General features: G+C 72.4%; 16 protein-coding genes. 9 read left to right on the top strand and 7 right to left on the bottom strand.

The annotated features are described in order from the left end of the window. Nucleotides 1–369 precede the first annotated feature (369 nt). On the top strand, nucleotides 370–4,071 hold the full coding sequence (locus ACFWXQ_RS31410; protein ID WP_383935690.1) for a BTAD domain-containing putative transcriptional regulator: 3,702 nt from the start codon (nucleotides 370–372) through the stop codon (nucleotides 4,069–4,071). 61 nt (nucleotides 4,072–4,132) lie between these two features. Here the strand turns inward: ACFWXQ_RS31410 and ACFWXQ_RS31405 are convergent, their stop codons facing one another. Continuing rightward, complete coding sequence (locus ACFWXQ_RS31405) at nucleotides 4,133–5,851, bottom strand: bifunctional 3'-5' exonuclease/DNA polymerase (RefSeq protein WP_383935692.1); 1,719 nt, start codon at nucleotides 5,849–5,851, stop codon at nucleotides 4,133–4,135. A gap of 181 nt (nucleotides 5,852–6,032) precedes the next feature. Continuing rightward, entirely contained in the window at nucleotides 6,033–6,764 is a 732-nt protein-coding gene (locus ACFWXQ_RS31400) for a Clp protease N-terminal domain-containing protein (RefSeq protein ID WP_383935694.1), read from the bottom strand. A 120-nt stretch (nucleotides 6,765–6,884) separates the two neighbouring features. On the opposite strand from ACFWXQ_RS31400, the gene ACFWXQ_RS31395 reads away from it, so the two are divergent. Further along, the gene (locus tag ACFWXQ_RS31395) at nucleotides 6,885–8,039 is read left to right on the top strand and encodes a DUF2786 domain-containing protein (protein ID WP_383935696.1); all 1,155 of its coding nucleotides are present in this window, start codon (nucleotides 6,885–6,887) and stop codon (nucleotides 8,037–8,039) included. Between the two features lie 70 nt (nucleotides 8,040–8,109). Here ACFWXQ_RS31395 and ACFWXQ_RS31390 read toward each other — a convergent pair whose 3' ends face one another. After that, a complete protein-coding gene (locus ACFWXQ_RS31390; RefSeq protein ID WP_383935697.1) occupies nucleotides 8,110–8,682 on the bottom strand; it encodes a DUF4232 domain-containing protein in 573 nt (190 codons plus the stop codon). Nucleotides 8,683–8,844: 162 nt separating this feature from the next. On the opposite strand from ACFWXQ_RS31390, the gene ACFWXQ_RS31385 reads away from it, so the two are divergent. Then, nucleotides 8,845–11,049, top strand: a complete 2,205-nt coding sequence (locus ACFWXQ_RS31385; protein WP_383935699.1) for an FUSC family protein — start codon at nucleotides 8,845–8,847, stop codon at nucleotides 11,047–11,049. A gap of 103 nt (nucleotides 11,050–11,152) precedes the next feature. Here the strand turns inward: ACFWXQ_RS31385 and ACFWXQ_RS31380 are convergent, their stop codons facing one another. The 3 genes from ACFWXQ_RS31380 to rpmB all read right to left on the bottom strand — a co-directional run bounded on the left by ACFWXQ_RS31380 (nucleotide 11,153) and on the right by rpmB (nucleotide 12,433). Beyond that, complete coding sequence (locus ACFWXQ_RS31380) at nucleotides 11,153–11,692, bottom strand: hypothetical protein (protein ID WP_383935701.1); 540 nt, start codon at nucleotides 11,690–11,692, stop codon at nucleotides 11,153–11,155. A 199-nt stretch (nucleotides 11,693–11,891) separates the two neighbouring features. Then, nucleotides 11,892–12,197 carry a 30S ribosomal protein S14 gene (rpsN, locus tag ACFWXQ_RS31375; RefSeq protein ID WP_383935703.1) on the bottom strand — a complete coding sequence of 102 codons (306 nt, stop codon included), beginning with the start codon at nucleotides 12,195–12,197 and terminating at the stop codon, nucleotides 11,892–11,894. Further along, entirely contained in the window at nucleotides 12,197–12,433 is a 237-nt protein-coding gene (rpmB, locus tag ACFWXQ_RS31370) for a 50S ribosomal protein L28 (protein WP_143640365.1), read from the bottom strand. Before rpmB ends, rpsN begins: the two co-directional genes overlap by 1 nt. Nucleotides 12,434–12,498: 65 nt before the next feature. On the opposite strand from rpmB, the gene rpmG reads away from it, so the two are divergent. The 5 genes from rpmG (at nucleotide 12,499) to ACFWXQ_RS31345 (ending at nucleotide 15,046) form a co-directional block, all read left to right on the top strand. Beyond that, on the top strand, nucleotides 12,499–12,663 hold the full coding sequence (rpmG, locus tag ACFWXQ_RS31365; protein WP_030573688.1) for a 50S ribosomal protein L33: 165 nt from the start codon (nucleotides 12,499–12,501) through the stop codon (nucleotides 12,661–12,663). Between the two features lie 5 nt (nucleotides 12,664–12,668). Further along, nucleotides 12,669–12,968 carry a type B 50S ribosomal protein L31 gene (locus ACFWXQ_RS31360; RefSeq protein ID WP_383935705.1) on the top strand — a complete coding sequence of 100 codons (300 nt, stop codon included), beginning with the start codon at nucleotides 12,669–12,671 and terminating at the stop codon, nucleotides 12,966–12,968. Beyond that, nucleotides 12,968–14,263 carry a GTP-binding protein gene (locus tag ACFWXQ_RS31355; protein WP_383935707.1) on the top strand — a complete coding sequence of 432 codons (1,296 nt, stop codon included), beginning with the start codon at nucleotides 12,968–12,970 and terminating at the stop codon, nucleotides 14,261–14,263. The genes ACFWXQ_RS31360 and ACFWXQ_RS31355 overlap by 1 nt, the downstream gene beginning before the upstream one ends. A 2-nt stretch (nucleotides 14,264–14,265) precedes the next feature. After that, a complete protein-coding gene (gene rpsR, locus ACFWXQ_RS31350) occupies nucleotides 14,266–14,496 on the top strand; it encodes a 30S ribosomal protein S18 (protein ID WP_383935709.1) in 231 nt (76 codons plus the stop codon). Nucleotides 14,497–14,827: 331 nt separating this feature from the next. Next, nucleotides 14,828–15,046 (top strand): DUF397 domain-containing protein, encoded by a 219-nt coding sequence (locus tag ACFWXQ_RS31345; protein ID WP_200401720.1) that lies wholly within the window; start codon nucleotides 14,828–14,830, stop codon nucleotides 15,044–15,046. A gap of 138 nt (nucleotides 15,047–15,184) precedes the next feature. On the opposite strand, the gene ACFWXQ_RS31340 is transcribed toward ACFWXQ_RS31345, so the two are convergent. Continuing rightward, on the bottom strand, nucleotides 15,185–15,661 hold the full coding sequence (locus ACFWXQ_RS31340) for an ATP-binding protein (RefSeq protein ID WP_234048372.1): 477 nt from the start codon (nucleotides 15,659–15,661) through the stop codon (nucleotides 15,185–15,187). Nucleotides 15,662–16,026: 365 nt separating this feature from the next. On the opposite strand from ACFWXQ_RS31340, the gene ACFWXQ_RS31335 reads away from it, so the two are divergent. Next, nucleotides 16,027–16,851 carry a helix-turn-helix transcriptional regulator gene (locus ACFWXQ_RS31335; RefSeq protein ID WP_200401721.1) on the top strand — a complete coding sequence of 275 codons (825 nt, stop codon included), beginning with the start codon at nucleotides 16,027–16,029 and terminating at the stop codon, nucleotides 16,849–16,851. Nucleotides 16,852–16,911 lie beyond the last annotated feature (60 nt).

Genomic DNA, 16,911 nt, shown 5'->3' with positions numbered 1-16,911 from the left:
TGCTCTCGGACCCGGTCGCTACGGCGACACTCCCCCGAGCCGCGGCGACCTACGACGCCAACCGCGTACCGGAACGACCGGGTCCGAACGGTGATCAAATCAGGCCACGCCAACCGATCGCTAACATGGGGCGAACGGTGTGGCGAGGCACAGAGTTTCGCCCGGGAGGTGGCGGGAGCGGCGGATTCCGGCCGTTGACGGCCGCCGTTGGGAAGAGGCGGACAGGTGGGCGGCGGACAGCGGTCGGACCGGGGCGCCGGGCTGCGCCGCGGCCGATCGCCCGGCCGCCCGGGCGGACCGTCGCCCGAGCCGGGTTCCGGAGTGGGTTCCGGAGTGGGATCCGGTCGGCGATCCGGGTTGCCTCTCGGGTTGCGGTTCGGGCTTCTCGGGCCGACCGTCGTGTACGACGCGGACGGTGTGCCACGGCCGTTGAGCAGCGCGAAGGGGCGGGTACTGCTCACCGCTCTGCTGCTGGAACCGGGCCGGGTCGTCTCCGTCGAGGTACTCAAGGACGCGCTGTGGGGCGGGACACCGCCCGCCTCGGCGCACGCGTCGCTGCAGAACCACGTGACCCGTCTGCGCCGCCTCCTGGACGACCCGGACCGGCTGCGGTCGGTACCGCCCGGCTACCAACTGCGCGTATCTGAAGGCGAGTTGGACGTACGCCTCTTCGAGACCCGGATCGGCGCCGCCCGTGCGGCACACGCGCGGCGGGACTGGGAACGGGCCGTGACCGAGGCCGTGGCGGCACTCGGCCTGTGGCGCGGCACCCCGCTGACGGGCATGCCTCCCGGCCTCGGCGGGCTCTCCCTCGTCCAACGGCTGGAGGAGGCACGGCTGTTCGCCCTGGAGTGCCGGTACGAGGCGGAGCTGGAGCTGGCCCGCGGGGTGTCCGACGGAGCCGTACGGCTCTCTGATCTCGCGGGTCTCGCTCCCGAACTGACCGCGCTGGTCGCGGAGTTCCCCCTCCGCGAGGCCTTCCACCGCCAGCTGATGATGGTCCTCCACCGGACGGGCCGCCGGGCCGAGGCCCTCGCCGTCCACCGCGACCTGCGCCGCACCCTCATCCACGAACTAGGCGTGGAACCGGGCCTCACGGTCCGCGAGGCCCACCTGGAGATTTTGCGGGACGAGGATTCGGGGGCCCCGACAGATTCAAGGGCGGACGCAGCGACAGGAACGGGCACGCGCACGGAGACGCGACTGGGGTTGGGCACGGGGGTGTCCGCCGCTGCGGGGATCGATGCCGCCGGGGCAACGGCTCCCGCCGAGGCAGCGCCTTCCACCGGGGCAGCGCCTTCCGCCAGGGCAGCGGCTCCCGCCGAGGCAACGGCTTCCGGCGAGGAAGTGGCTTCCGCCGGGCGGCAGTTCGACGGAGGTGACGGTTTCTCCGCCCCGCTGTCCGCCGAGGCGGCCTCCGGTCGTGCTGATCGGTGCGGGGCCGACGGCCTGCCTTCTGGGGAAGCCGACCCGGCCGCCCTGGCAGACGCGGCGGCTTCCGGCGGGCGGCAGTTCGCCGGAGGTGACGGCGTCTCCGTCCCGCTGTCCGCCAAGTCGGCCTCCAGCCGTGCTGATCGGCGCGGGGCCGACGACCTGCCTTCTGGGGAAGCCGACCCGGACGCTCCGGCAGACCCGGTGGCTTCCGGCGGGCGGCAGTTCGACGGAGGCGATGGTGTCTCCGCCCCGCTGTCCGCCGAGTCGGCCTCCAGCCGTACGGATCAGCCCGGAGCCGACCACCCGCCCTCTGCGGAAGCCTCCCAGCTCTCCCCGGCAGACTCGGCGGCCCCACTCGCTCCATCCACTCCAGCCGCTCCATCCACTCCAGCGACTCCGGCCGCGCCGAAGGCGCCCGCGCTCGTTCCCGTCCCCCGGCCCGCTCAACTCCCTCCCGCCCCCCTCTGTTTCACGGGGCGTGCCGAGACCATCGGCGGCCTGCGCGCCGCACTCGTGGCGACCGGGGCCGGGCACCCCCGCGTGGCCGTGGTCAGTGGGATGGCGGGCGTCGGGAAGAGCGCGCTCGGTGTGCGGGTGGCGCACGGGCTGCGGGCCGAGTTCCCGGACGGCCAGCTGTACGTACGGCTGCACGGGGCCACGCCCGGCGTGCCGCCGCTCACCGCCGGGCAGGCCCTCGCCGCGCTGCTCCGCGACCTGGGCGTGGAACCCCGGGGCGTCCCCGAACACCCGGACGCGGCAAGCGCGTTGCTCCGCTCACTGCTGGCGCCCACCCGCACCCTGCTCGTACTCGACGACGCCGTGAACGCCGCCCAGGTCCGCCCCCTGCTGCCCGCAGGCCCCGGCTGCGCGGTGATCGTCACCAGCCGCTCGCCCCTCACCGCGCTGGACGGCGCGACCCGCTTCCCGCTCGCCCCCCTCTCCGACGAGGAGAGCGCCGAGCTGCTGCGGGCCGTCTCCGGACGGGACGGCCTCGACGGTACGCACCCTCTCGTCGGCCTCACCGGACGGCTGCCGCTCGCACTGCGGATCGTCGCGGCCCGGCTCGCCGCCCGCCAGGTCCTCACACCGGACGCGCTCGCAGGTCAACTGGCCGCCACTGGCGAACGGTTGCACCACCTCGAATACGACGACCTCAGCGTGCGCCGCTCGCTCGCGGTGGCCCTCGACGCGCTGCGGGCCTCGGACCGCGAGGCCGACCGGGACGCCGCCCTCGCCCTGCGCCGGATCGGCGCGCTCGACCTGCCGACGTACGGGGTCCCGCTCCTCGCCCGGCTCCTGGGCACCGGCGAACGCCGCACCGAGGCCGCCCTCGACCGCCTCGTCGACGTCGCCCTCCTCGACGAGACGACGTACGGCCGCTACACCCCGCACGACCTCGTACGCGACTTCGCCCGCGAGACCGCCCGGGAGACGATGGAGAGGGAGGCCCCCGCCCCAACGGACCCCGGCCCCACCGCTTCCGGCCCCACGGACCCGGACCCCACCGACATCGCCCTCCGCTGGTACATCGCCTCCGCCCGTCGGTGCGTACCGGCTCTGATCCCCTCCGGTGCCGACCGCGACAACCGGCTCGGTGTGACGACGGCCGAGTCGGAGGGGGCGGGCGCCGGAGGCGGTGAGGCGGAGCCGTTCGCGTCGGCCGCCGAGGCCGTCGCCTGGTGGGACCGCGAGGTGGCGAACGTCGTCGCGCTCGTCGAGGGCCGCGCCGCCGCGTCCCCGCTGGTCCCCGTCCTCGTACGCGCCCTCTTCCCCTATCTGCAGCGCCGCGGCCGGCTGCGCGAACTGGCGGTGCTCGGGCGGCGGGCGCTGACGGTGGCGCGGCGGCTCGGGGACGACGCCGCCGAGGCGATCGCGCTCTCCGACCTGGCGGGCCTCCACTTCATGCAGGGTCAGGCGGGCAAGGCGCTCGTCCTGACCGACCAGGCCCTCACCCGCTGGCGCGGCCTCGGCGTCGTCTCGCGCATCCAGCGCTGCCTCAGCAACCGCGGGCTGCTGCTGGAAAGCCTGGGCCGGTACGTCGAGTGCGAACTCGCCCTGCGGGAAAGCCTGGAGCTGGCACGGGAGCTGGGCGACCCGGACGGCGAGGCCGTCGCCTACAGCAACCTCGGCAACCTCCACGAGCACTCCGACCCGCGCGCCGCCATCGAGTGGCACGAGCGGAGCCTCGCGATCGGCGAGACCATGGGCGACTCCCGGGTCCGCGAGTCCGGGCACTGCAACATCGGGTACGCCCACCTCACGCTCGGCGAACCGGCCCGTGCGCTGGAGCACTTCGACCGTGCCCTGAGCGTCTCGGACGGGGTCGACTGGCAGAGCGGCTCGCAGACCCGCCTCGGTCTCGTCCGTGCGCTGCGCGGCCTCGACCACACCGAGCGGGCCGCCCGCGAGTGCGCCCTTCTGCTGGCCCGCGCCGAACAGCGCGCCGACCACTACACCGCCGGTCTCGCCCGGCACCAGCAGGGCCTCCTGCACCGGTCGGCGGGCCGCACCGACGAGGCGTACGAGCAGTGGGAACTGGCCCTCGACGACCTGGACGGCACCGACAGCACGGTGACCGACGAACTGCGGGAGCTGCTGCTGGTCCGTCTCAACGGACCTTCCGTGCGCGGAAGTTGAGCGAAGCTCACCACGAACAGGCGGGGAGCGCTCCCACTTGGCCCGCTCACCTCACCTCACCTCACTTCGCGTCCGCGTAACACTCCACCACCGCCGTCGTGAACGGAAACCGCACCGGCGTCTCCCCGAACGTCAGCCGCCCCGCCAGCTCCGCGGCCTCCCGGATGGCCTCGACCACCGTGTCGGCCTCCGCCGCCGGACAGTGCACCATCACCTCGTCGTGCTGGAAGAAGACCAGCTCGGCCGCCATGTCCCGGCAGGTGCGGCGGAGTGCGGCGAGGACGAGGAGGGTCCAGTCGGCGGCGCTGCCCTGCACGACGAAGTTGCGCGCGAAGCGGCCCCGGGCACGGGAGTTGGTGGAGGCGTACCCCGGCACCCAGTCCTGGGCGTCCCCGGCTTCGGCGCCCTCGCCCGGCACGCCCCCGCCTCCGGCCTGCTCGCTCTCCGGAATCCCCGCCTCCTCCCCTGAGGAGTCCGACCCGGCCGCCGGCGGGCACGTCCGTCCCAGCCAGGTCCGCACGAGCCGCCCCTCCTCGCCCTCCCGCGCCGCGTCGTCCACGTACGCCACCGCCTTGGGGAAGCGGCGGCGCAGCAGGGCGAGGTTCTTGAGGCCGTCGCCGGAGGTCTGGCCGTAGACCGCGCCGAGCACGGCGAGCTTGGCCTGTGCGCGGTCGCCGGAGAAGGCGCGGTCGGACACGGACTGGTAGAGGTCGCTCTCCCGCCCGGCGACCTCCATCAGGCCGGGGTCGCGGGAGATCGCGGCCAGCACCCGCGGCTCCATCTGGTCGGCGTCCGCGACGACGAGCCGCCAGCCGGGGTCGGCGACCGCGGCCCTGCGTATGACCTTGGGGATCTGCAGCGCGCCCCCGCCGTTGGTCACCCAGCGCCCGGTGACCGTCCCGCCCGGCAGGTACTCCGGTCTGAACCGCCCGTCCCGCACCCAGTCCTGGAGCCACGACCAGCCGTGCGCGACCCAGATGCGGTACAGCTTCTTGTACTCGACGAGCGGCTTCACGGCCGGGTGGTCGATCGACTCGATCTCCCAGCGCCGAGTCGATCTGATCTTGATCCCGGCCTGTCCGAAGGCCTTGACGACGTCCGCGGGCAGATCGGGCCGCACCCGTCTCCCGAACGCGGCCGACACCTCGTCCGTCAGCTCGGCCAGGCGGCGCGGCTCGCCCCCTCCCGTGTACCGCTCGCCGAGCAGTTCGTGCAGCACGTCCCGGTGCACGTCCGCGCTCCACGGCAGCCCGGACGCGTTCATCTCCGTCGCCACGAGCATGCCCGCCGACTCGGCGGCCGTCAGCAGCCGCATCCGCCCGGGGTGCGCGGCCTTGTCGTGTCTTCGCTGCTGGTCCCCGTACACCTCGATGAGCTGTTCCAGCGGTACGTGGACGGGGCGGGGCTCGAAGAGGGAGGACTGCGAACCGGGCTCGGCGGAACGCTGCGGGGGATCGGGCGGTACGGGACCGCCGCGCAGCCTCGCCAGGGCGGCCGCCGCCGAGTGGGGCTCGCCGAGCCGTCCCTCGTGGCCGAGGAGGAGGGTCTCGGCGGCCTCCATGTCGTAACACCGCTCCACGCGGACGCCCGCTTCGCGCAGCCGCGGATAGACCTCGGCCGTCGACCGCCACACCCAGCGCGTGACGTCCGGCCGGGACCGTACGGACTCGGCGAGATCCGGCTCCCTCAGGACCGGTCCCGCGGGCAGCCCGTCGAGGCCGAGGGGGGCGAGTTCGGCGCCGCCGTCCTCGGCCGGCGCGAGAGCCCACCGGTCGGTCATGCCTTCGAGTCTCGCAGGAGGGTCTGACAACGGCCCCGAACCACGAGTCCCGCAGTTCAGGGCCGTGCCCGGCGCCGGGTACAGGGCGCGGCCGGTCGCCCCCCGGAGAGACCGGCCGCCAGGTACGGGGCGCGGCCGGTCGCCCCCCGGAGGGGCCGCCACTCTTCCCTGTCGGGTCCGGTCAGCCCTCCTGGAGGGACTCCCGCACCTTCTCCAGCGCCTCCGCGATGTTCGCCTCGGCCGCCGCCTTGTCGACGCCGAGTCCGCTGAGGAGACCCGCACCGGCCTCGTGCTCAAGCAGCGCGAGCAGGATGTGCTCCGTGCCGATGTAGTTGTGGCCGAGCCGGAGGGCCTCGCGGAAGGTGAGTTCGAGGGACTTCTTGGCGTTGCTGTCGAAGGGGATGAGCGCGGGTACGTCGTCGGCGCTCGGCGGGAGTGCGGCGGTCGCGGCCTCGCGCACGGCGTCCAGGGTGATGCCCTGCGCGGTGATCGCCTTCGCCCCGAGGCCCTCCGGCTCGGTGACCAGACCGAGGATCAGGTGCTCGGTGCGGATCAGGTCGTTGCCCGCGTTCTTGGCCTCGTTCTGGGAGACGATCACCACGTTCCTGGCCCGTGGTGTGTAGCGGCTGAAGCCCTGGCTGGGGTCGAGGTCCGACTCCGCCTTCGGCACGAACCGCTTCTGGGCCGCCTGCCGGGTGACGCCCATGCTCTTGCCGATGTCCGTCCAGGACGCGCCCGATCGCCGTGCCTGGTCCACGAAGTGACCGATCAGATGGTCGGCCACGTCGCCGAGGTGGTCCGCCGCGATCACCGCGTCCTGGAGCTGGTCGAGAGCGTCTTCGTGAACCTTCTTGATGGCCTCGATCAGATCGTCGAGGCGTACGGAGGTGGTGGCACGTGGATTCGTGGTCATGTGTCAACCGTAGGTTGACAGTGGGCGAGTGTCAACCCCGAGTTGACACCCGGCCGTCGCCTGCTCGGAGGCGCCCGGGGCCAGGGCCGCCCCCACTCCGACGCGTGACACGATCGAGGAATGAGCAGTACGCCCAGCACCGTGGAGCGCGCCTTCGAGGCCGCCCTCTACGCCGATTCCGACGCGGCCCTCGACACCGGTGCCTCGCTCCTCGCCTCCGACCCCGCGTCCGACGCCGAACTGACCCGCCGCGGCGAGGAGTTCGTCGAGGGGGCCTGGCGGCGCGGCTGGCAGCCCGCCGATGTCGTACGGATCGTGCGCCGCGAGCTGGACGACACACACGTACGCCTGGTGTCGGCGCTGATCCTCGGCGAGAGCGGCCGGAACCGACAGCCGCGCGGCCCGCGCTGGACGGCACAGCTCGAAGAGCTGACCGCCGAGACGGCCGGGACGAAGGCGCCACCCCGCCCCGAACCCCGCACCGACCGCTTCTCGTACGCCACCGCCGTCCTGGGGCTGTACCGGCTGTTGCTCCGCCTGCCCTCCATCGAGCCGCTGGACGTGGACGCGCCCAAGGGGACGGCCGGCGCCCCGAAGGACTCCCGCATGCTCACCCGCATCCGTGCCCTGCTCGCCAAGGCCGAGGCGACCGGGTTCCCGGAGGAGGCGGAGGCGCTCAGCGCCAAGGCACAGGAGCTGATGGCGCGGCACAGCATCGACGAGGCGCTGCTGGCGGCCCGTACGCACGCCAAGGACGCGCCCGGCGCCTGCCGCATCGGCGTCGACCCGCCCTACGAGACGGCCAAGGCGGTACTCCTGGACGCGGTGTCCGGCGCCAACCGCTGCCGGGCGGTCTGGAACGAGGCCCTCGGCTTCTCGACCGTCGTCGGCTTCGAACCCGACCTGGAGGCCGTCGAACTCCTCTACACCTCGCTCCTCGTGCAGGCCACCGCCGCGATGACGAAGGCGGAGGCGGCACAGCGGGCGGGCGGCAGGAAGCGTACGAAGTCCTTCCGGCAGTCCTTCCTCGCCGCGTACGCCCATCGCATCGGCGACCGGCTGGCGGAGGCGGCGGAGGGGCAGGTGACCGCTTCCGAGGGGGAGTTGCTGCCGGTTCTGGCGGCCCGGGACGTGGCGGTCACGGACGAGACCGAGCGGATGTTCCCGGCGACCGTCACGACCAGGCTGCGCGGGGTGAACGACGCGGCCGGCTGGGAGGAAGGAGCCGCCGCGGCGGACCGCGCCCAGGTGAGGGCACGGCCGCCACTGCGGTGACCCGGACGGATCCGGGGCGGTGGTTCAGGGCCCGTGCCCCGCGTCGCGTCCGGTGCCCGGGTCCGGTGACTCAGTCGCCGGCGCGTGAGAACGGGCCCACGGAGGCGTCCGGCTCGCTCTCGCTCCGCAGCGCGACCTCGCCGTACTTCCAGGGGAAGGACAGGTCGGCGCCCGCGCCGGGCAGGCCGAACTTCGCGGTCTGCACGGCGGCACCCTTTGTCGCGTCGCCCGCGGGTCCTCGTACGTACGTGATCGTGAAGGCGGTGGTCTCGTCCGGCTTGAGGGTCAGCTTCTCCGGCTTCGCGGAGTCCTCCGGGGTGAGGGACCAGGTGGTCCCGCCCGCGGTGAGGTCGACGCGGGGGAAGCCCTCCAGGGTGCAGTCGCCGCCGGAGCGGTTGGTGAGGGTGACGGAGACGCTCCCGGTGTCACCGGCGGCCGGGGCCTCGCTCGCGGCGACCTCCTGCCCGACCTGGTCGGCCTTGCAAGCGGTGGAGCCGGCGGAGGACGCCGAGCTGTCGGCTTTCTTGTCCCCCTTGCTCCCCTTGCCCCCCTTGTCACCGCTGCCGCCGTCGCCGCATGCGGTCAGGGTGAGGGCCGCCACGAGGGCGGTGAGTGCGGAGACGGCTATCGGTCGGGTGCGCATGGCTTACCTCTGACTTCCGGGACCTGCTTCTGGGTCCGGCTTGCGGGGACTTCCGGTGCATGGCGGTGCTCGTAGATCATCGGTCATCGGTCATCGGTCATCGGTCATCGGCCATCGGTATCGGTCACGGGTATCGGCCATCCCGCGGCGTACGCTGGCGCGGTGAGCTGGCGACGGGCGCTGAAGGACACTGCTCGCTCCGGCATCGCCGTCGAGAAGAAGCGGCTCGAACCGCTCATCGCGGTGCGCGGGGCGGCGGGACTCGCGATCGTGATCGCGCTGAGCCTGTGGCTCTTCGGCCCGGCAGCCGCCGCGAGTTCGGCCTTCGGGGCGTTCCAGGCGGCCATCGCGACGTTCCAGCGCAGCTGGCGCCCCCGCCCCGAACTGGCCATCGCCTCCGGTACGAGCCTTGCCGTGTCCACGTTCCTCGGCTACCTCACGATCTCCAAGGAGCCGCTCTTCCTCGCGCTGCTCGTGGTGTGGGCCTTCGCCGCCGGGATGAGCTGGGCCGCGGGCCCGACCATCGGCCTGATCGCCTCCTCGAACGTGGCGATCATGCTGGTGACGGTCACTCTGCCGACCTCCGTCGCCCAGGCCGCGGGCCACGCCGCGATGATGATCGTGGGCGGCCTGGTGCAGGCGGCGCTGATCGTCCTGTTCCCCGTACGACGCTGGGGTGCCCACCGTGACGCGCTCGCCGACGCCCTGGCCGCCGAGGCCGACTACGCGCGCCGGCTGCGGCACGACCCGGTCGCGTCCTTCGACCCGCAGCCCCTGATGGAGGCGCGCAACGCGGCCGCCGTCACCCCGCGCCAGGCCCGCCGCCGCCCCGCCGAACTCCACGGCGCCCGAGGCATCGCCGAACGCATCCGCCCGGTCCTAGCCTCCCTCGCCGACCCCGCGATGGGCGTCCCGGCCGAGGGCCCGGCCCGCGACCGCGTCCGCGAACTCCTCGCCTCCGCAGCAGCCCTCCTCGACGCCGCCGCCCACGCCATCCGCCACGGCGAGCCCGTCTCCGTCCCACCCGCAGCCCTCGCCACCTTCCGCACCCCGGACACCGGCAGCATCCTCACCGGCGCCCCCTACCGAGCGATGACCCGCCTCAACACCCTCCTCCAGGACGTGGTGGAAACGGCGGGGGGAGCCCCGCAGGAAAGCGCCCTGCAGGGGGGCGCCCCAAAGGGGCGCGGGGAACTGCGCGACCAGCCACAACCGACCCGCACCCGCCCGAGAACAGCCCCCCACCACCCCCCAAGGCGCCGCCCCACCTTCCTCGCCCTCATCCCCAAAGCCCTCAAAGCCATGCGCAGCGAGCTCCACCGGGGTTCCCCCATCACCCGCCACGCCACCCGCGTCTCCGCAGTGGCGGCCACCGGCTACATCCTCGGCACCTTGCTCCCCCTGGGCCACGGCTACTGGGCCCCACTGACCTCGGTCATGGTCATGCGCCCGGACTTCTCCCAGACCTACAGCCGGGCCGTGGCCCGCCTGGCCGGCACGGTCATCGGCGTGGCCGTGGCCACAGGCGTGGTACAGGCGGCAACCCCCGGCACGCTCCAGTCCGGCACACTCGCCGTGGCGAGCGCCGCCCTCATGTACCTCCTCATGCGCACGGGCCAGTTCGCGACCCAGGCCTGCATCGCCGCGTACGTCGTCTTCCTCCTCGGCATGGGCGGCGAGGAGTGGACCCAGACCGTGCCCGAACGCGTCCTGCTCACCCTCATGGGCGGATTCCTCGCGATGCTGGCGTACGCCGTGTACCCGGCCTGGGAGACCCCGCGCCTGCGCACCCGCCTCGCGGACTGGCTGGCCGCGCAGGGCCCGTACGCGGCCGCGGTCTTCGGCTCGTACGCGGACCCGTCCGCGAGCAACGCCCCGGACGTCCGCGGAGCCCTGCTCACCGCCCGTACCGCCCGCGCGGCCTGGCACGCGGCGGTGGCCCGCGCCACTGCCGAACCGGTCCGCCACCGCGGCCTCTCCCGCACCGCGGCCGACGACGCCGAAGACGCGCTCGCCCAACTGGGCCGCGTGGCCATGCTCCTGGAGGCCCACCTCCCGGAACGCGGCGCGACCCCCGTGCCGCCCGCCGCCCGCTTCGCCGACGCCCTGCGCGAGTCGACCCACAAGGGCGCGAAGGCCATCCGCGAGCGCCGGGTTCCCACCTGGGACGCGGTGCGCGAGGCGTTGGACGCCTGGGAGACGGAGGACACCGACAAGGTCCTGCGCAACACCGCGACCCTCGTCCTCGACACCCTCACCGAGCTCTCCGAGGCCCTCGACACGGCCGTACCGCCCATGACGCTCGACGGAACGGCCCCCGAAAAGCCGGACGGGCCGCGAAACCCGAAGGATTCCGCGACCCGCTGAAGCGAACCGACGAGACATGAGTCAACGCGAGATGAACCCGCGCGACGCGAACCGTGCCGTCAGGACCCCGGACTCGGGCCTTCAGAACCCCGAACCCGGCCCGTCAGGACCCCAGACTCGCCGTAGGCAGCCCGGACGGCATCTTCCCGCCCTCCGCCTTCGTATACGTTTCCTCGCCGAAGCCCTCCCACGTGACCTTGAGGGTCGTGGAGTCGACCGAGTCGACCATGCCCTCGGTCCGGTCCTTGTTCCCGTCGGAGCACTTCAGCTCGATCATGCGCATGCCCGAGGTCTCACCGGCGGTGCCACTGCACACGGACCCGCCCGTCGAGAACAGCCCGGCCTCCTCGCCGGTGATCACCAGCGCCACGGCCTTGCCGCTCTTGGTGGCCAGCCAGCTGCCCTCCAGCGCCCCGACCTTGCCCTTGCTCCCACCGGAATCACCGGAACCGCCGGAACCACCGGTTCCGCCACCGGTGTCGGCGTCGGCCGACCCGGTCGACGCCGTGCCGGTGGAGGAGGGGGAGTCGTCGCTCCCGCCGTCGTCACCGCTGCAGCCGGTCGTCAGGACGAGCGCGGCCGCCAGCCCCACCGCCGCGGCCGCGATCCGCGTCTGCCCGCGCGAGATGGTCGCCGAAGTCACTGAAGCCCCCAAGGGTCTGGCCGGACGAGTCGCCGGTACCCGACGGGTACCGCCGGTGGCGCCGATGCAACCGGGAACGACCGCCAGCAAGCTACCAGGCCCCTCGCCCGGCACCTCGGGAAGCACGCCCGCAGGACACGAAGCACGCCCGCCCGGCACCGGGGGAGCGTCGGCGCCTCCGCCGGAGTCCGCTACTCCGCTACCAGGAGGACTTCCGGACCCCCGGCAGGAACCCCTTGTGCGCCTGCTCCCGCAGGTTCACCCGGGAGAGCCCGAACCTCCGCAGGTAGCCGCGCGGACGCCCGTCCACACTGTCCCGGTTGCGTACGCGCGTGGCGCTCGCATCCCGCGGCTGCCGCTCCAACTCGCGCCGGGCGGCGGACCGTTCGGCGTCCGTCGAGGACGGCCTGCGGATGATCTCCTTCAGCTCGGCCCGTCGCTCGGCGTACCGGGCGACGGTCTCCTGCCGCTTCCCGTTCTTCGCGATCTTGCTCTTCTTGGCCATCAGACCCTCACCCCACGGGCCCGGATCCGGGCCACGGCGGCCTCGACACCGATGACGTCGACCGTCTTGATGCCCTTCGTGCTCAGCCGCAGCCGTACGTACCGGCCCTCGCCCGGCAGCCAGTAGCGCTTGCTCTGGATGTTGGGGTCGAAGCGGCGGGACGTGCGCCGGTGCGAGTGGGAGATGGAGTTCCCGAAGCCCGGCTGGGCCCCGGTCAGCATGCAGTGCGCGGACATGTGAGTGACGTACCTCTCTGATTTCTCGTTATCGATAATGGGATCCGTTTTCATATACTAGCCACATGGCACGCAACGAACTCCGTCCGGTCATCAAGCTCCGGTCCACGGCCGGGACCGGCTACACGTACGTCACCCGCAAGAACCGCCGTAACGACCCCGACCGGATGACCCTGCGCAAGTACGACCCCGTCGCCGGCCGGCACGTCGACTTCCGAGAGGAGCGCTGAGCCTCATGCGCGAGGAAATCCACCCGGCGTACGGTCCCGTCGTCTTCCGGGACCGGGCCGCGAACCACGCCTTCCTGACCCGCTCGACCCTCGTCGCCGGGGCAGGCGGGAAGACGATCGAGTGGGAGGACGGCAACACCTACCCGGTCGTCGACGTCGAGATCTCGAACGTGAGCCACCCCTTCTACACGGGGACGGCCCGGGTCATGGACACGGCCGGCCGCGTGGAGCGCTTCGAGCGACGGTTCGGCAGGCGCGACGGCCGACGTGTCGGCGAGCACGACGACCGGCGCGGGGAGCGGTGATGCTGTCCGTCGCCATCGTGGGCGGGCTGCACGCCGATGCCCGGCGGGCGGCCGTGGACCGGCTGCTCGCCGAGGTGCCCGGGTCGGTGGCGCTCCACCACGACCTGGCAACGGCCGTACAGGGCACGGTGGTTCGCACCGTTCGCGACCGCACCGGAATCGTCTCCGCCGGTGAGGCGCCCCTCGTCAACGACTGCGCGTGCTGCGCCCTGCGCGAGGACCTGGTCCCCGAGCTGGAGCGCCTCGCGGATGACGGGCTGACCCGGCTCGCGGTCGTCGAGCTCTGGGACTCGGTCGAGCCGAAGGCGATGGCGGAGGTGGTGGCGGAGGCGATGGAGAGCGCGGACCTCCGCCTGACCGGGGTCATCACGGCGGTCGACCCCGCCCTGGTGCTGCCCTACCTCGGCAACGGCGACGACCTCGCCGAGGCGGGCCTCGCCGCCGCCACCACCGACCAGCGCACGGTCGCCGACACCTTCGCCCGCCAGTTGGAGTACGCGCCCGTCCTGGCCCTCGCCACATCGGAGGACGCCGACGACGAGGACCGCGCCCTCCTGGCCCAACTCCACCCGACGGCCCGCCAGGTCCCGATAGGCGACGGCGACCTCCCGGGCGGTGACTTGCCGGGCGGCGACCTGCCGGGCAGAGACGGCAGCGACTGGGAGTCGTGGTTCGAGAGGCGATCGGCCGAGGGGCCGGGCCTCACGGGACCGGCAGGACCGGCGGGGCTCGCCTCGGCGGACCCGGCCCCCGGGCGGTCCCCGCTCGCGGAAGCCGCGTTCGGCGGGTTCGACGTGGAGGCGGCCGCCGCCGCGCAGCATCCGGCCTGCGCGTTGCTGCCGGCCGAGGCGGACGAGTGCGGGGTCGCCACGCTCGTATGGCACCGGCGGCGGCCGTTCCACCCGGAGCGGCTGTACGCGGCGCTGGAGGATCTGTGCTGTGCGGCGGCGCGCAGCCGCGGGCGGTTCTGGCTCGCGGACCGGCCCGACACGCTGCTGCACTGGGACGCCGCGGGAGGCGCCCTGTGCGTGGAGAACGCCGGACCCTGGCTGGCCTCCCTGCCCGACGCGGCCTGGGAACTGGTGCCGCCGGTACGCCGTGCCGCCGCCGCGCTCGACTGGCACCCGGAGCACGGCGACTGCTGCCAGCACCTCGTCTTCACGTCACCTGGCCTGGACCGCGACGGACTCGAACTGCTCCTGGAGTCCTGCCTGCTGACGGACGCGGAGTACGCCGCCGGCCGCACCGCCTGGAAACAGCTCCCGCCCGCCTTCGACTCCCTCCTGGAGGTCTGACCATGCCCCGCAAGCCCGACCGCAAGCCGTCGCCGCGCCCCAATCCGCTGGGCACGGTGAAGATCACGTACATCGACTACAAGGACACGGACCTGCTGCGGAGGTTCATCTCCGACCGGGGCAAGATCCGCAGCCGGCGGGTCACTCGGGTGACCGCCCAGCAGCAGCGCATGCTGGCCCGCGCGATCAAGAACGCACGCGAGATGGCTTTGCTTCCGTATTCGTCGCGCTGAGCCCGACGCCGGAAGCGCTTCGGCTGCGGGCCGTCCGTGGCTGGTCGCGCAGTTCCCCGCGCCCCTGTGGGGCGCGGGGTACGGCCGTTTCGGAACACAAAGGGCCCGGTACGCGTCCCTTACTTATGCGGGGGAAGGCGTTGGAACGATTCGGCCCGTGGGACCGTCAAACATGTAATCGTAGGACCACCCCCCGTGCACGTGCATCTGCTCATGCAACTGCATGTGAAGAGCGGCTATGATCCGGGCAGTTGACCAACACTGCATCACTGGCAACAGACGCCAATGCACCACCGGGGAGCGACCTGTGGACCACGACGTGTACAACGGCATGGCTGCCACGGAGCTGCGCGGAGCGGCCTGGCAGAAGAGCAGGCACAGCAACTCGCAGGGCTCCTGCGTGGAGTTCGCCCGGCTGCCGGGCGGCGAGGTGGCGGTGCGCAACTCGAACTTCCCCGACGGCCCCGCCCTCATCTACACGCCCGCCGAGATCGAGGCGATGCTCCTGGGCATCAAGGACGGCGAGTTCGACCACCTGATCGCGGGCTGAGGGCGGGCCGCAGTCGGCCGCCGGGAGCAGGCCTGCAGTCGGCCGGCGGGGGCAACTCACCCTATTCGGGGATGTTCACGGACCGTAGACGGCCGGTAACGCGCGTAGAACCGCGGCGCGAAAAAGCGCCGCGGTTCCTCATGCGGAAGGGCCCAGCCGGAACAGCGCCCAGACGACCTTGCCGTTGAGCGTGCCGGCGAGCGGGTGCCATCCCCAGCCGTCGGCGAACGAGTCGACCAGGAACAGCCCGCGGCCCGACTCCGCCGAGAAGTCCTCGGAGTCGCCCGCGACCGGGCTGTCGTGACTGGGGTCGCGCACCGCGCACACGAGTCTCTCGGTCCACCGCATCAGGTGCAGCCGCACGGGCGCGTCCTGGTCGCAGGGGCGTGGAGTGTCCGCGGGCAGGGCGTGCCGCAGCGCGTTGGTGACGAGTTCCGAGACCACCAGACAGACGTCGTCGAAGCGGTTGCCGATGTCCCACTGGTCCAGCGTGCGGCGGGTGAACTGCCGCGCGTCGCGCACCGCTTCGTAGCGGGGCGGCAGGGCGCAGGAGGCGGCGTTGGACACGGACGCGGGGTCCAGTGGCGGAAGCCCCTGCCGTAACGGCTCGAGCATGGTCGATCCATTCGTCCCCATGCGAGGCACTCCCGGGGTTCGCGGTCGTTGCGATGCAGCGGTGGCGCGAGACCATCGTTCCGAATGCGTTCGGCAGATGCAAGGGCAGATGCACGTGCACGTGCCCGAATTGGACCTTCCCATACCGCTTCTTGGTCATTTTTTCCGGGGCCTTCGCGCCGCTTTTTTGTGTCTGGCTTGTCTTCTCCTTGCCGAATCCTGTGTGTCCCCGCTGAAACCTTGCCGTTTCTGTAATCGAACGAGTACTGCTTGGAGTGAATTAGTGGCAGACTGCGGCCCTTGAAGACGGGTTGGGGAGGCGGACGAACGTGAGCGCGCAGGAGTCGGGATCGGTGGTACGGCGCATGCTGCTCGGCTCACACCTGAGGCGGCTGCGCGAGTCGCGCGGCGTCACCAGGGAAAAGGCCGGCTACTCGATCCGCGCCTCCGAATCGAAGATCAGCCGTATGGAGTTGGGCCGGGTGAGCTTCAAGACGAGAGACGTCGAGGATCTGCTGACGCTCTACGGGATCGCCGACGAGGCGGAGCGCGCCTCCCTGCTCTCCCTCGCCAAGGAGGCCAACGTCGCGGGCTGGTGGCACAGTTACTCGGACGTCCTGCCCAGCTGGTTCCCGACCTACGTCGGCCTGGAGGGCGCCGCGTCCCTGATCCGCTCCTACGAGGTCCAGTTCGTGCACGGCCTGCTGCAGACCGAGGCGTACGCGCACGCGGTCGTGGCCCGGGGCATGAAGGGCGCGAGCGAGGCGGACATCGAGCGGCGCGTGGCGCTGCGCCTTGAGCGCCAGAAGTACCTGGTGTCGGAGAGCGCCCCGGACTTCCACGTCGTACTCGACGAGGCCGCGCTGCGACGCCCGTACGGCGACCGGGAGGTGATGCGGGGTCAGCTCCAGCACCTCATCGACATCTCCCAGCGTCCCAACGTGCGGCTGCAGGTCATGCCGTTCAGCTTCGGCGGGCACGCGGGCGAGAGCGGGGCCTTCACGGTGCTCAGCTTCCCCGAGTCCGACCTGTCCGACGTCGTATACCTGGAGCAGCTCACCAGCGCGCTGTATCTGGACAAGCGCGAGGACGTCACCCAGTACGAGAAGGCGATGAAGGAGCTCCAGCAGGACAGCCCTGGTCCCGACGAGAGCCGTGACTTGCTCAGGGGTCTGCTGCAGCTCTCCTGAATCCGCTCTCCAACTGCCGTGCGACACCAGTACGATGACGTGTGATCAGACCGTGAAGAT

The organism is Streptomyces sp. NPDC058697, from assembly GCF_042715345.1.
Taxonomy (GTDB): domain Bacteria; phylum Actinomycetota; class Actinomycetes; order Streptomycetales; family Streptomycetaceae; genus Streptomyces; species Streptomyces liliifuscus.
Note: the sequence above shows the minus strand (reverse complement) of the source record. Positions and strands in the feature narration are given on the sequence as shown.